13 protein-coding genes are annotated in these 13,428 nt (G+C 38.5%); 3 read left to right on the forward strand and 10 right to left on the reverse strand.

Annotated elements, in window-relative coordinates; translation table 11 throughout:
• Window positions 1–33 precede the first annotated feature (33 nt).
• From GR929_RS12020 to GR929_RS12040, 5 genes are all read right to left on the reverse strand, one after another.
• Window positions 34–327: a hypothetical protein gene (locus GR929_RS12020; protein ID WP_159520121.1), complete on the reverse strand. Its 294-nt coding sequence runs from the start codon at window positions 325–327 to the stop codon at window positions 34–36.
• A gap of 92 nt (window positions 328–419) precedes the next feature.
• Complete coding sequence (locus GR929_RS12025; RefSeq protein WP_159520123.1) at window positions 420–1,268, reverse strand: hypothetical protein; 849 nt, start codon at window positions 1,266–1,268, stop codon at window positions 420–422.
• 16 nt (window positions 1,269–1,284) lie between these two features.
• Window positions 1,285–2,103 carry a hypothetical protein gene (locus GR929_RS12030; RefSeq protein WP_159520125.1) on the reverse strand — a complete coding sequence of 273 codons (819 nt, stop codon included), beginning with the start codon at window positions 2,101–2,103 and terminating at the stop codon, window positions 1,285–1,287.
• Window positions 2,104–2,225: 122 nt separating this feature from the next.
• Window positions 2,226–2,780: a hypothetical protein gene (locus GR929_RS12035; protein WP_159520127.1), complete on the reverse strand. Its 555-nt coding sequence runs from the start codon at window positions 2,778–2,780 to the stop codon at window positions 2,226–2,228.
• A gap of 57 nt (window positions 2,781–2,837) precedes the next feature.
• Complete coding sequence (locus GR929_RS12040; protein ID WP_159520129.1) at window positions 2,838–4,121, reverse strand: CsgG/HfaB family protein; 1,284 nt, start codon at window positions 4,119–4,121, stop codon at window positions 2,838–2,840.
• A gap of 244 nt (window positions 4,122–4,365) precedes the next feature.
• Between GR929_RS12040 and GR929_RS12045 the strand changes: the two genes are divergently transcribed.
• Window positions 4,366–5,112, forward strand: a complete 747-nt coding sequence (locus GR929_RS12045; protein WP_159520131.1) for an alpha/beta fold hydrolase — start codon at window positions 4,366–4,368, stop codon at window positions 5,110–5,112.
• On the opposite strand, the gene GR929_RS12050 is transcribed toward GR929_RS12045, so the two are convergent.
• Window positions 5,113–5,841, reverse strand: coding sequence for a response regulator transcription factor (locus tag GR929_RS12050; protein WP_159520133.1), 729 nt, complete (start codon window positions 5,839–5,841; stop codon window positions 5,113–5,115). It lies immediately after the preceding gene.
• A 285-nt stretch (window positions 5,842–6,126) separates the two neighbouring features.
• Here GR929_RS12050 and GR929_RS12055 point away from each other — a divergent pair, with 285 nt between their 5' ends.
• On the forward strand, window positions 6,127–6,780 hold the full coding sequence (locus GR929_RS12055; protein ID WP_159520135.1) for a DUF2490 domain-containing protein: 654 nt from the start codon (window positions 6,127–6,129) through the stop codon (window positions 6,778–6,780).
• A 4-nt stretch (window positions 6,781–6,784) separates the two neighbouring features.
• Here the strand turns inward: GR929_RS12055 and GR929_RS12060 are convergent, their stop codons facing one another.
• Window positions 6,785–8,869, reverse strand: a complete 2,085-nt coding sequence (locus GR929_RS12060) for a TonB-dependent receptor (RefSeq protein WP_159520137.1) — start codon at window positions 8,867–8,869, stop codon at window positions 6,785–6,787.
• 354 nt (window positions 8,870–9,223) lie between these two features.
• Here GR929_RS12060 and GR929_RS12065 point away from each other — a divergent pair, with 354 nt between their 5' ends.
• Entirely contained in the window at window positions 9,224–9,673 is a 450-nt protein-coding gene (locus GR929_RS12065; protein ID WP_159520139.1) for a hypothetical protein, read from the forward strand.
• A gap of 37 nt (window positions 9,674–9,710) precedes the next feature.
• Here the strand turns inward: GR929_RS12065 and GR929_RS12070 are convergent, their stop codons facing one another.
• From GR929_RS12070 to GR929_RS12080, 3 genes are read right to left on the reverse strand one after another with little or no spacing between them, the layout of a single operon-like run.
• Window positions 9,711–10,991: a replication-associated recombination protein A gene (locus tag GR929_RS12070; protein ID WP_159520141.1), complete on the reverse strand. Its 1,281-nt coding sequence runs from the start codon at window positions 10,989–10,991 to the stop codon at window positions 9,711–9,713.
• Window positions 10,991–11,212: a hypothetical protein gene (locus GR929_RS12075; RefSeq protein ID WP_159520143.1), complete on the reverse strand. Its 222-nt coding sequence runs from the start codon at window positions 11,210–11,212 to the stop codon at window positions 10,991–10,993. The genes GR929_RS12070 and GR929_RS12075 overlap by 1 nt, the downstream gene beginning before the upstream one ends.
• Window position 11,213: 1 nt before the next feature.
• On the reverse strand, window positions 11,214–13,298 hold the full coding sequence (locus tag GR929_RS12080) for a tetratricopeptide repeat protein (protein WP_159520145.1): 2,085 nt from the start codon (window positions 13,296–13,298) through the stop codon (window positions 11,214–11,216).
• Between the last annotated feature and the right edge of the window lie 130 nt (window positions 13,299–13,428).

Here is a 13,428-nt window from a genome sequence, read left to right on the forward strand (position 1 = left end):
TTCGAAATAACCGTAAAATCAAGCTTTTTTTCCTTAGTTTCCACAGTTGCCCATTTCCTTTAGCAAGGCTTCTGCAAATTTTTGTCTATCCGAAGCCGAATCGTATTTCTTTTCCATCTCTAGAGAAAGCTCAGCCGCTTTTTCCGCCAATTTGCTGCTTTCTTCCATAAGGGAAGCATCTCCAGCCATTACTTTTTGCATTAATTCTTGCGCTTCGCATTGAAGCTCTGCGACTTTCTTGGCATCGCTTTCAATTGAATTGCCACAGCTTGCAAATAAGAATGCAGCCAGTGCAATGGTTCCGATAATTCTGATTGTTTTTTTCATTTTTTGAATTTAAAATTTGGTTCTAATTCAATGGTTTTGGAGGCTATTACCTGTGCTTTTCGAATTATTGATTTCCTTTGCGATAACCATAATTATTGGTACTCGGTCTCCAGTTTTGGTCGGAGGCATTTCCCATCAGAAAGCTTAAAAAATTTGTGGCCAATATATGCACCCATAGACGCATTTATTTTAGTAATCTTAAACTCGGCATCTATCACAACTTTCTTGTCTGTATTTATGTTAATATCGTCAGGATTGGAGGTGATACGGGTTTCTCCACTATTGTTATAAATGGTTATATGGTCAATGTTGCCCGCAAAAAATCTTTTTAATCCGCGTTTAATAAATTGATGAAACAGCCTATCAGACAAGTCTCTATTGAAATTAGCCCAAATACTATCAACTTCAAAATGAAGATTCTGATAATCACCTTCCTCTAAATAGATTTTATTTACTGCAACATTCACATCCATATCTTCGTTGCTTTTTGTCACATCGGGCAATTCAGAGTAACAAGCGTAAAATAAAACGGTATCAGGCATAGCCTCAATTTCAATAGTTGTTTTTGTATTAATTACTTCTCCATTAGAGAATTTGGGCAATGGTGGCGAAGTTATTTCCATTTTTATATTAGCAATAGCGACTACTTCTTCATCTTCCTGTGCTTGGGCAAAGTTGACGACTCCTGTTGTGAATTGGGGAACCCCATAAATGTTGAAATTTGTTTCATCTGCATGTATATCACTAAATCCAAAAGTTTTACCATCCTCAAATACAGGAGTGATTGCAATCGTATCTTTAATCGCAGAGGTGATATCTTCGCTGGGTTTCTCGGTTTTCTCTTCTGTGTTCTCCGGGCTTTTATCTTTTGTGCAAGCAGGAAAGAGAAAACTAAAGTAACAACTTACAATTATCAAAAGTGCTAGATTTACTATTTTCATTTCAAATTGGTTTGATTTATTCTCGTTCATAATCCCAATGTCCACCGTTTACGTAACCGTCACATTCATCTACCAGAAAGTAAAAGTCTGTTTTCATAGACATTTCCTTTGTATCCAGCGCAATTTCTTTGATCCATTCAAAAACCGTTTCTCCCTTAAGGGTGTTTTTGTATAAATGGTCGTCGTTTTTTAATTTGTAATAAATTGTGTCGTTGTTATGGTTCAATTGAAGATATATAAAGACATCGGCTATGTCCATACATTTTTGATCGTAATAGGTTTTTTGCTGGCGCCAAAAGCTGTCTACCTGTACCCTTGCTGGTGACGATGTTGAATCAGTATAAAGCTCTAATTCAATAATTTCGCTTTGTGGCTTGTCGTCTACAATCAATTTGCCGAAATTAACTCCTTCGTTTGCAGAAAATAGAGCTCTTGCCCATCCTATTACTATCCAGTGATTTTTATATTCTTCATTAAAAGTCGTTTTCATATCATAATGAACTTCTAAAGTGCCTTTGGCATTTGACCGATATTCCGAAACAAAATGACCGTCCAATGTCGTGAAGTTAAAACCCTCGGGCGGGAGCACAAAAAAGCGGTTTGGATTATCCTCGCAATATTCCTGTCCCGATATTACTTCAGTTGTTTCGCACCAACCAAAAGAAAACCAATCAGTCCTTCGTGCAATATCCCCTGTTACACTAAGCTTGTCTAAATTTTTCTCTTTATTCTCTGAAGACAAATTAATTAAATCGCATGCACCTAATAAAAAACTCAACCCTGACAATATAAATACTAATCTATTATGAATTAAGTATTTCAATAGCATCTTCATAACGTCTTATTTTTTTGTTTATTTTAAAAATGAATCATAATCTCTACAAACTACCAATTCTATACGACAACGCTATAATTCAACAAAATACCTTATCTCACAGAAAATTATTTCAGGTTTATTTAAAACTCAAGCGATACTTTCTTCACCAAAGTTTCGAAAGCTGAAATGACAATGAAATCCACATCTTCAATTCCAGTTGTATAGTAAGATGTAAGAACTCCTTTACCATTATGGTCATCTCGGATAATTATGTTTTCATCCTTATCGTAGAGAAACATTGTTCCACAAACGCTGCAATTGGGCCACCATTCAATCAAAATCTTTTTAGGTGAACTACGTTTTGAGATATCAATAACTACTCTTCCATATCCAATATACAACTGTCCGGGACCATCGGAATTTGTAAGACCATCTTCATAAGCATCAGAAAAATAGTATTCTAGATTCTCAAGACCACAACTTTCACATTCCTTTTGTATCATCTCAGAAAATGTAACAGAAATATCATTATCCACGATATAGGCCTTGTTACTCTCAATATCGTTAAGAGGAATATCTTTGAATACATTGTCAATCACCTTTGAAGTATCTACTTCATCGTCTTTTTTATCACAGCTAACAACTAACGCAAGAAGAAAACCGCACAGCAACATTGACTTCACCGTAATTTTCATAACTAATTTCTTTTTAGGATTTTAAGTTTTAAAAGGAGAATCGTTTTTCGATTTAACCTATTCCACCCGAATATCTGATTCATGGAAATATCCGGTTTTGTTACCGAGTAATTGTGCCTGATACCACTCGCCAGCCTGATTTAGAATGGTAAGGGAAGTGCTGCCTGGGATTTGCCCCACTACTTTTGATTTGCTGTTTGGTTCGGCATAGGCAGTCACCCGTTTGCTTCTTGAGCCTTTGGTTGTAAGTTTCTTAGCCAGTACGGTTTCTCCACCTTCTTTGTATTCAAATGGTTCGATAACAATGTCCAGATGAGCAAGAGCTTCCATGAGTTGGCTTCCACTTTCAGCTCGCTTATACGCTTCGTAGTAACCATCGTTTTTGTCATTTAACTGATGAGCAACACTGAAGCACTCGTAGGCATGTTCAAAATCGCCGACAACCTCATATAGCACGCCAAGATTATAGGCAACCTTTGGGTTATAATTGTCCTCATCGTATATTGCTTTGTACAATTTATAAGCTGATGTAATTTCACCACGCTCAACGTAGTTGTTTGCATCTTTAGCGCGGTCGCGGTATTCTTTTACTTTAATTGTCTCCATTTGATAGTCAACCTCAACGAAATGGGGGCAGAAATAATTAACCAGTACACGGGCTAGGTCTTTGCATGCATCGCCGGCAATAGCTGCAGGAGACTGCAGGCTGCTGTATACCGGATAGGCGCTGTTTGTCTTGGCTTCGTCGACCCGAGTCGCTTGTTCACTAATGGTTCCAAGTATTTCTCCCGATTTTACAGAAAGAATTTTCATCCGCGCCTCGCAAGTAACTGTTCTCTTTGATTTGTATTCATTCGAAACAAGACTCGATTTTTCATGTGTGTCATTTGATGAATAAGATATGCTACCCGTAATAATAGCATCAATGCCTAGAACTTTACCGATGGCAACAGCCTGATCATCACGAACGATACCACTGTTTTGAAGGTCTTGTTCTGCAATTACCTGATTCAGTTTGTTTCGCTCAACTAGTTGGAAAATGTTAGTCCGGAATCCTTTTACAAATACACGTGAAACATCATCAGCGCCGCTACTCTCTCTGAAGAGGTCGGTCATCATGTAGTCGGCTAATTTTGTCCCTAAATCGGCTCCCGACTCTTTGGCAAACTCGCTGCTCAGGTTGCTGAAGTTGAGAACTGCAATTTTATCTACATCGGTTAGTATGACCTCAGGAGCATTAATGACATAGGCTTTAAACTTGGTGGCAAAAGGGTTAAATGTCTGTCCCTGTACACTTGAAATCAGTAATCCGGTAAATGCAATAAGTAGAATTTTTCTCATAATAATACTGGTTTTTGAATTGAACTTGAAGTGTAATTTGTCGAAAGCTGGTTAATTTTTTGTGAACTATAGATTGATATTTGTTTAAGATATTTATACTGATAATCCTCCTATATCTGTTGATATAAGTTATTAATATCTTAATAGTCCTGCTGAAGTATTTCTATATGATAGCAAATTAACAGATATTTACATATTTTTAAAATACTGACTGGTCAGTATTTTTAGTTAAAAAAGTATTAATATGAAATTAGCTCGAACAATGTTTGGGAGTGGTGATAAGCTGTTGGTTTTACTTCATGGAAACTCACTTAGTCAAGATATCTTCTCTTTTTTAGTAAAGTGTATAGAGCCTGAATTTAAAGTAGTATTATTTGACCTGCCGGGGCATGGAGACTCGCCAAAACCTGACAATTACAATATTCAGTCATTTAGTCGGATTTTAGCTGAGAATATCAATCAAATCGGTGAAAGAAAGTATATTATTGCTCATTCCCTCAGCGGGCATTTAATAATACAAGCACTAGATCAGCTCCCCGACGTTGAAGGAGTCGTTTGTATTGGAACTCCACCTCTAGGTGCCATTGAAGACAGCTTGATGGCTTTTCCCGATCTGGGAAAATACATGTATAAAGAGACATGGACACCGGAGGAACTTGATTTGATTGTCAGTTCATTGTCAATTGAAAATGCGCCGCTAGTTCGTCGAATGCTTTCCCGAACTGACCCCCTCTTTCGACGATCACTGGAATCCGCTGGTTTTTTAGTTGGGTTTGAAAGCGAATTAAAATCATTGAATCAAACTACGATACCTGTAACTTTACTTTTTTCAGAGGACGACCCCTACCTGAATCCTTCTTATTATCGGCATCTTCCCGAGAAGTTAACAAATCCTTTGGTGAATCTGCATTTTTTAAATTGGGGAGGCCATGCTCCATTTATTAAGGAGCCGGAACAGTTTTGGAAGTTACTTCTGGAAAATTGCAGATAACTAAATACTACCATTAAAAATTTCTGAAAGCAATAATTTGATATCCTTTCCCGAATTTTTCTGAATGATATTTTGTCGGTGTGTATTTACCGTAAACACACTAATGTGTAGATATTCACTAATGCGTTTGGTTGTGTAGCCCCTGGCAATGAGCTCTAGGATTTGAAATTCCCTGCGAGTTAGGTTATTCCAACTCTTTTCGCGTAATTGGCTCAGTGGTGTTTTATTGTTAAGTATTTTGTTCCCAAGATAACAGAAGTCTGCGCTTCTATTGTATTTAAGTCCAAGTTCGGTAACATCAGTACAGATGCTAAATGTTCTTTCAACTTTTGTTGAGAACTCAAGGATTGTACTTAGCCGAAGAATGTGTCGAAACTCATTGTTCAAATTTTTAATTCTGAAAAGGATAGTAAACTGGGTTTCAAAAGGATGTTTGAAACTTGATAAGTTTGCAGTGTTCAGGTTTTCTTTTGAAAACTCGAAGATCAATTTTCTGTCAATATCGTGTAGCTTTTCGTAGTACAGATCTAATGTAAATTTTTTGTTTTCATATCCAAGTACGTTTTTTACTCCACAAACATTCACTAATTGACCGATTCTTAAATCGTGGATATAACTATATTGAAGTGGCATCAATGGATAATTCAAGATATCCTGTCTGTTTTTATAGCTTGATTTTGACAGTTCATTTTTTAGCTTTTCAAAGTACTCTTTTTCTGCCTGATCCATAACCGTTGTTTGTTGTATTGGGGGGTGATAAAATAGTTTTCAGTATCCTTATATTGTAAAAATAAACTATTTTTCTTTTTTTTTAAAGAGAAGGGAGCTAATTTGAAGTATTTATAATGATTCTAATTATGAGTTGTTTATAGCGGATTTTGAAAAAAAGAAATAGCATAGAATGACGGTCGTGTTTTATATGTGAACATGATATTAATAAGTGATCGTAAAGTGGCTAATTGAGCTGTAATGTTGCCCGAATTTCAATTGAAGAAATAACTTTGCGATCAGAGAATGAGAAATATCTTATCCATAATGTTTGTTTTTCTGTTGCAGCTTGCCGGCTATATAAATGCCTTTTCGCAAGAAGAACGAAACTTCTATTTATGGAATACCACCGGCGTTCAGGTGGGCTTGAATGACTCTTATGATTTAGAAGTAAAGACTAAAACTCACTATCGGCTGAATGGCCATTTTCGGGAAATGACTTATATGGACTTTGCTGTTTCGAGAGATTTGACTGATTGGTTTAGTTTAGGGTTGGCTTTCCGTGCTGCACAGAATCGTAAGCCCTCGATGGATATCATGGAGTATCGGCCACAGTTAGTACCCAAGCTCAAATTCAATCTCAAAAAACTCATCGTAAGTAGTACAAATCGACTTGAATATCGAATGTTTAGTCAAGGTGATAATTACTTGAGACATTATCACAACATATTCATTAATTTCCCCTCCCTGACTTCATGGTTGGATCCTTATCTTGGTGAAGAGCTATTTACGAAACTTAACTCAGGAAGTCTTCACTTGATCCGATTTTACGGAGGATTACATTTGTTAAACACGAAAAGCTTTAAACTGGATGCTTATTACGTTTGGCAATCCTCAAAATCTGATGATCGCTGGAAGGAATCAGATATTCTAGGGTTGAATTTGAAATTTACGATCTGATATTTTAAAGTTGGTAAGTTAGCTTTACACCCATCCGAAAGTTAATCGGTGAGCCCGGATAGTAGTAGCGTGGGGCATTTCCGCCAAAAGAACTTGCATTGATCAAAACCATGGAGCTGTAATGTTCATTGGTGATGTTGTTAACGCCTGTAAATAATTTGAATTGAAGCTTACCAAACGATTTGAAATACTGAACATTCAAATTCAACAGACCATATTCATTCGAATAAACAGAGTTGTTGTCACGCAAAGGTATTCTGCCCACCATTTGGTAATGGAGTTGAAATTGCAATCTTCGCTTGTAATTGACATGGTACTCCAGGTTACTCTGACGCCGGGGACTTCCCGTGAGTTCATTTCCCGAAAAATCATGTTCTCCATCTACGAAATCAATAAAATAATAGGGCGTAAAGCTGCCATTAACATTGAACTTATGTTGCCAGTTCAAATTTGAGTCAGGAAGTTTGTATTCCAGGTAGTATTCCAGTCCTGGATGTGCCGTTTTTCCGGCGTTAATTCCCAGGTAGGCATCTTCGGCAACACGACGGGCAACTAATAAATTCTCCAGCATCATAAAATACGCGGAAAAGTCGTAGAACAATCCATCAAACAGGTATCCACGACTGCCAATTTCATAGTTCCAGCCCGTTTCCGGTTGAACGTCTGTATTTCGTCCACCCTCGGGAAGCAATGTTTCCTCCAGGCTGGGAGGTGAAAATCCATGGCTGATTTGCGCATAGATGTTATTCTTAGTTGTGAGTGCGTGATTGATGGACAGGCGAGGTGAAATCACTGGTTTAAACGAGTGTTCAGCCGACTGGTCTTCATCGGTCAGCATTCGATCTGTATAGTTATAGCGCGTGTGGTTGAAATTTGCTCCCAGGGAAATACGCCACTTTTCCGATGTTTTGTATTCCGCTTGACCAAATAAATTGGTGTAATTTCGTTTTTCATGATTGTCTGACAGTATTGACCCGATTGTTCCGTCATCTTCATTTTCAAAGGTTGTCCAATCGTAGTTTTCAAAGAAGTTTTCGTTGCCCATCAAAAGTTTCCAGATACCTGAAGTCGTTGTAATCTGCTTCTCAATTATGATTCGATTTCCAAAGTAACGACTATCTTCTTGTAAAAAATTGAATGGGCGGAGCTCATCAGACGATCGATTTTGCCCGAATAGTACAACAGTCGATTGCCAGTTATTTTGCCAACGCGAGAGCACGGATGTTCCAATCAGACTTTTTTGATAATCTTCATATCCGCTTACCGAAGCCCAGTTGGTTGCAGCTTGCTCGGGCGATTTCTGAAAAGTCTCAAAGTTTAACGAGCTGGGAATAAAACCTTTCAAGTCAGTCTGGTTGACAATAATATTGAGCTCATGTCGCCCGACGATGAATTGCCCCACGTAATTAAGATTGATCCGGTTAGTCTCATTATTCCGACGATATCCGGCCGAGCTCAAGCTTTCAATTGCCAGGTGGTTACTATTGTTTTTCCCATTTAAACTGAGCTTTGCGTTTGCTTGATGGGTTTGGTACGAGCTTAATCCGTAATTTACTGTCAATTGATCTTTGCCGGGATGAATGGCATCAAAGAGTAGTGTTCCTCCAAGTCCCGATCCATAAAAGCCTGACGACGGACCTTTAATGATCTCCACCTTTGATAAAACGGACTGATTCAAATCTTCAATAGTCGTTTCGCCAACGCCGTTTGTTAGCGGAATACCGGCATAATACGCCCTGATTTTGTTGGAAGCGTATGGAGTGCGACTGCCAACTCCGCGAATGGTTAAGCGGTTGGTGGTTGGCGTTGCCTGTTGCATGTAAACTCCGGGCACCTTGTTTAAAACCTCATCAATTGATTTGAAGGTGTTTTGTTCTAGCTGATCTGCAGAAATGATGGAGATAGAGGCAGGTACTTCCATTAATTTACGCTCGTAATGATAGGCATGAACAGTTACTTCGCTAATTGCAAAAACGGAGTCCTGAAGAGCCAGTTCTCCATCTGGATTTTTCGAATTTTGAGACCATAACTTATTCGTTTGGAGAAGGAATAAAACAACAGCAAGGATACTCGTCAAGCAAATTCTCATAAAAGGTTATTTTTTTAACTTTTTAGGTTTGCAAACTTGCTTTTCTTTATTGACTTTAGCATCGCATTTTTTGCAATAGTAACTTGGGTTTTCCGGTTCTTTAAAATCTTTTTTCTTGCAAGCTGATTTACTCATTACTTTTTATTCATTTGCTTTCAATTCCAAAAACAAGCTAGGATTGAAAATGTTTTTTAGCGCTGTTTTTATTTAGATTGGAAACAAATATTGAACAATCGCTAGTTTTGATAGGGTGGATAGGATTTATTTTGATAACTTGTGGCTCGAAGATCTGGTATAGTGCTTCAGTTGTAAGGGTGAGATGGAAGCCTTAAATAAAGTATAACACAAGGAACGATGAAAAAGATATTGATTCTGTTATTTGTTGGTGTAATTTTCGTGCTCGGGGGCTGTTCGAAGTATAAAGATTGTGGGGCGTGCTTTACTCCTCCGGAATCTTTTAGATTTGAGTTGGTTGATAAATATACCGGAGCAAATTTATTTACAAATGAAACGTTCAATAAGGATGAAATCGAAATACTGGATTCATCAAATAGTTCTGTGGAATTCAATTTTGTTTCAGAAAATAACATCAATATTATTGAGATCTATACGATTGGCTGGCAAACTGAAATCGTTAGCTACAGGGTAAATATATCGTCAGAAAATATATTTGATTTGTATGTTGATGCGGAAAGATTGAGCGAAGACTGCTGTTCGTTTACCCGTTTTAACGAAATTGAAATTAGCAATGCTGAATTTACCTGGAGCTCAAGAAATGATGTGTATCGAATTTTAGTTGATTAATTTCCTCGTGTTTGTTTGGTTCTACTCTGACGTTGTTTTATTTTTCAAACCGTTTTCCCCACCATGCTTTTAAACGTTCCATGATTTTTAATTCGGTAGCGTTGTTTTGAGGTTTGTACAATCGCTCGTTTTTTATCTTTTCTGGTAGAAAATCTTGTTCGGCAAAGTTGCCTTTGTAAGCATGCGAGTATTTGTAATCTTTTCCATAGCCAAGTTCTTTCATCAACTTGGTGGGCGCATTCCGGATGTGCAGTGGCACAGGCAAATTTCCGGTTCGTTTTACCAGCTCCTGGGCAGTATTAATAGCTTCGTAAGCTGAATTGCTTTTTGGGGAAGTTGCCAAATAAATCGTGCATTCCGACAGGATAATGCGTGATTCGGGATAGCCAATTTGGTGCGCAGCATCAAAAGTACTTTGTGCCAATAACAATGCATTCGGATTTGCAAGTCCAACATCTTCTGAAGCTAAAATAAGTAATCGTCGCGCAATGAATTTGACATCTTCGCCTCCCTCAATCATACGTGCCAGCCAGTACACAGCGGCATCCGGATCACTTCCGCGAATACTTTTAATAAATGCCGAAATGATATCGTAGTGCATTTCGCCATTTTTGTCGTAAGTGGCTTGGTTACTTTGCAGGCGCTCCGTGACCTTTTCGTTGGTGATCACAATTTTTGGTCCTTCTTCGGCTAAAACAACCAATTCTAGAATATTGAGCAATTTACGGGCATCGCCACCCGAAAAGCGAAGCAGCGACTCGTATTCGTCAATCACGATTTCTTGTTCCTTCAGGTCTGTGTCTTTTTTCATCGCCAGCTCAAGAATTTTCAGCAGGCCATCTTTTTCCAAATGCTTGAGCACATAAACCTGACAACGAGATAAGAGAGGTGAGATCACTTCGAACGATGGATTTTCAGTGGTCGCACCAATTAAAGTTACAATTCCCTGCTCAACAGCTCCCAGCAGCGAGTCTTGCTGCGACTTGCTAAAACGATGAATTTCATCGATAAATAAAATAGGATTGGGGTTGTTGAAAAATTGTAGCTTTCGGGCTTTTTCAATGACCTCGCGAACATCTTTTACGCCCGAATTGATGGCACTCAAGGTGTAGAATGGCCGATCCAGTGTGTTGGCAATAATTTTGGCAAGTGTTGTTTTTCCAACTCCGGGAGGACCCCATAGCAAAATGGATGAAATATTCCCCGATTCGATCATTTTCCGCAAAACAGCACCTTTCCCAACCAAGTGCTCCTGTCCGATATAATCGTCAAGAGTTTTCGGACGAAGGCGTTCTGCTAATGGAATTAAGTTTGCCATTACAGGTTCCTTTTTCTACTTTCTTTATATAGTTGGTTAAACCGAATGTAAACCGGTGCAAACGGAATCAGGATAAAAAGGGTAAACAAATGGTTTATTCTTAGTACCATCAAAGTAATTAAAGTTAAAAACATGGCAACGACCAAACCGATGATGATCGGTCGGTAGCTTTTCATCTTTTTCATCAATTCTTCATTGCTCAACTCTTGCAGTTTTTTCATATCAGTTACAGTATCTTTTTATTACGTTGTAAGCTTCCTGAATGCCAAACTCACCGGCTTTACTTAAATCCATTGCACCACCATCGACATCATCCAGGTATATTTTGGTCAGGCCTCTGTTGTAATAGGCTTCTGCAAAATCCGGTTGCAGTTCAATCGCCTTATCTAAATTGCGTATTGCTTCTTCGTACCGATCTAATTTACAAAGAATGTATGCTTTATTGTAATACGCAAATGGGAAATTTGGCCTCAAAAATACACAAACCTGATAATCATCCAGAATGCTTTCGTATTCGGTAACAAATTCAAGGCCTTTATCTTGCTCTCTATTGACATTTGACCCAACCGGAACCGTTAGATCCTCTGAAAAGTCAGGAAGAGACTCCAGCAATTCAACCATTTTTGTCCGGCAGTTTGCGCGGCTAAAGTGAGCCAGTGTATTTTTTTCATCCAGTGAAATAGCTTTGTCGAAATCTTCCATGGCTTCGTTGTATTCATTCACCATGAATTTAAATATACCGCGGCTTAGGTAGTTTTCGGGTGCTTCGTTTATTTTAATTTTTTCGTTGAAGTAGAGGATGTTATTTCTGAAATAATCAACGAATCTGGTCATCTCAATATTCGTAATGGTCAAAGTTGGTGTGTAATTATTGAAGCGATTCAATTCCTCCAAAGCCATGTTGTAATATTGCATACGCTCATAGTTGATCGAATGCTGACTGTAAGACGAAATCACAAAAAGATCCTGTAATTCAATAATAATATTCCGATTTTGAATACGTCCGTCCTCTACTTCCACATCTTCGTCGGTTGGCAGGTTTCTGGTGTCGGCCAACGAAAGCCGGAAACGACGACGATCTCGTTGCTCTTTGGTCTCTTCTTGCTTTTGTTGTGTATTTGGGCGATTGGGGGTTTGTGCCGGAGTTTTTTGCTGTGTGTTTTGTGCCTGCTGCTTATTGGTACTGCTGTTTTGTTGCTGAACCGATCCGGCTTGTTGCTGGCCAGTTTGCGTTCCTTGCTGCTGTTGCTGTGTCTGTTGTTGATTTTGAGCTAGCGCATCTTCTTCTATCATGCGTTGGCGAATATTCAGGCTGGGATCTAATTTAGCCGCTACTTCGTAGTCGTGTTCGTAGCCTGCAATCTCTAAAATTTCTTTTGCAATTCCCCTGTTGAAATAAGCATTAGGCAGAGTCGGGTTGATCTCCAGTGCCAAGTCGTAATCCATGATGGCTCCCTGATAATCCTCCAACTTTTGTTTTACAATTCCCCGGTTGTTGTAAGCATAGGCATTTTGTGGATCAAGCTTGATGGTTTGATCAAAATCGCGCAAAGCCGCTGCATAATCTTCCAACCCGAACCGTGCTAGTCCACGAAGCAGGTAGGCATTGGCATAGTGCGGTCGGATAATGATTGCCCGGTTTAAATCGCGGATACCTTCGCGAATGTCTCCTTTTAAAATATTCGCATTGCTTCGGTTTACAAATGCATTAATGAAATTTGGATTGATCTTCAATGCTTTGTCATAATCGGCAATTGCACCATCAACATCTTTTAACGAGAGCTTGGCAATTCCCCGGTTGTTATAAATGGCTTCGTTGTTTGGATCTAATTCCAACGCTTTGTCATAATCTTCCAATGCCTTGTCGTATTCCTTCAGTTCGAGGTAAGCTAAGCCCCGGTGCATAAACGCATCAGGATAATAAGGTTTAATGTCAATGGCTTTATCGTAGTCGCGAATAGCTCCACGAAAATCTTCCAGTTGATGTTTGGCAACCGCTCTGTAATAGTATGATTCCGGTAATTGAGGTTTGAATTTTATGACGATGTTGAAGTTTTCGATAGCACCAACATAATTACCAATCTGAATGCGTGTTTGTCCTACACGAATATAATGGTTGATATTTAGCTGGCCGTATGAGAAGCTGCTGACAAACAGCAAGACAAACAAAAGTGAGATGAGTCGAATAACCGATTTGCTTTTTCGCAGCCTATCCGGTTTTCCGAATCGAGTGGTTTTATTTATCAGGAATTCATCATCTGAATGATTTCTTTCAGAAATAAAAAGGTTACTAATCGCTTGTTTCATTATCATTTTAAATTATCAAAGGCGTTCGATGGAACTTGCGCATAATGATGCTCCTGTGTGTAAAAACTTTTGCGTGCTCGTTTCATGTGTCGCAATTTACGAAGAGCAAAAATAATAATATAACTCGTAT

This window comes from Sunxiuqinia indica (genome assembly GCF_009847015.1).
GTDB lineage: Bacteria > Bacteroidota > Bacteroidia > Bacteroidales > Prolixibacteraceae > Sunxiuqinia > Sunxiuqinia indica.

Bases quoted from the DNA above. Each gene is read 5' to 3' on its own strand.
- GR929_RS12025 (WP_159520123.1), bottom strand. From the start codon at position 1,268: ATGAAAATAGTAAATCTAGCACTTTTGATAATTGTAAGTTGTTACTTT.
- GR929_RS12075 (WP_159520143.1), bottom strand. From the start codon at position 11,212: ATGAAAAAACTGCAAGAGTTGAGCAATGAAGAATTGATGAAAAAGATG.
- GR929_RS12070 (WP_159520141.1), bottom strand. From the start codon at position 10,991: ATGGCAAACTTAATTCCATTAGCAGAACGCCTTCGTCCGAAAACTCTT.
- GR929_RS12045 (WP_159520131.1), top strand. From the start codon at position 4,366: ATGAAATTAGCTCGAACAATGTTTGGGAGTGGTGATAAGCTGTTGGTT.
- GR929_RS12055 (WP_159520135.1), top strand. From the start codon at position 6,127: ATGAGAAATATCTTATCCATAATGTTTGTTTTTCTGTTGCAGCTTGCC.
- GR929_RS12020 (WP_159520121.1), bottom strand. From the start codon at position 327: ATGAAAAAAACAATCAGAATTATCGGAACCATTGCACTGGCTGCATTC.
- GR929_RS12040 (WP_159520129.1), bottom strand. From the start codon at position 4,121: ATGAGAAAAATTCTACTTATTGCATTTACCGGATTACTGATTTCAAGT.
- GR929_RS12050 (WP_159520133.1), bottom strand. From the start codon at position 5,841: ATGGATCAGGCAGAAAAAGAGTACTTTGAAAAGCTAAAAAATGAACTG.
- GR929_RS12035 (WP_159520127.1), bottom strand. From the start codon at position 2,780: ATGAAAATTACGGTGAAGTCAATGTTGCTGTGCGGTTTTCTTCTTGCG.
- GR929_RS12080 (WP_159520145.1), bottom strand. From the start codon at position 13,298: ATGAAACAAGCGATTAGTAACCTTTTTATTTCTGAAAGAAATCATTCA.
- GR929_RS12060 (WP_159520137.1), bottom strand. From the start codon at position 8,869: ATGAGAATTTGCTTGACGAGTATCCTTGCTGTTGTTTTATTCCTTCTC.
- GR929_RS12030 (WP_159520125.1), bottom strand. From the start codon at position 2,103: ATGAAGATGCTATTGAAATACTTAATTCATAATAGATTAGTATTTATA.
- GR929_RS12065 (WP_159520139.1), top strand. From the start codon at position 9,224: ATGAAAAAGATATTGATTCTGTTATTTGTTGGTGTAATTTTCGTGCTC.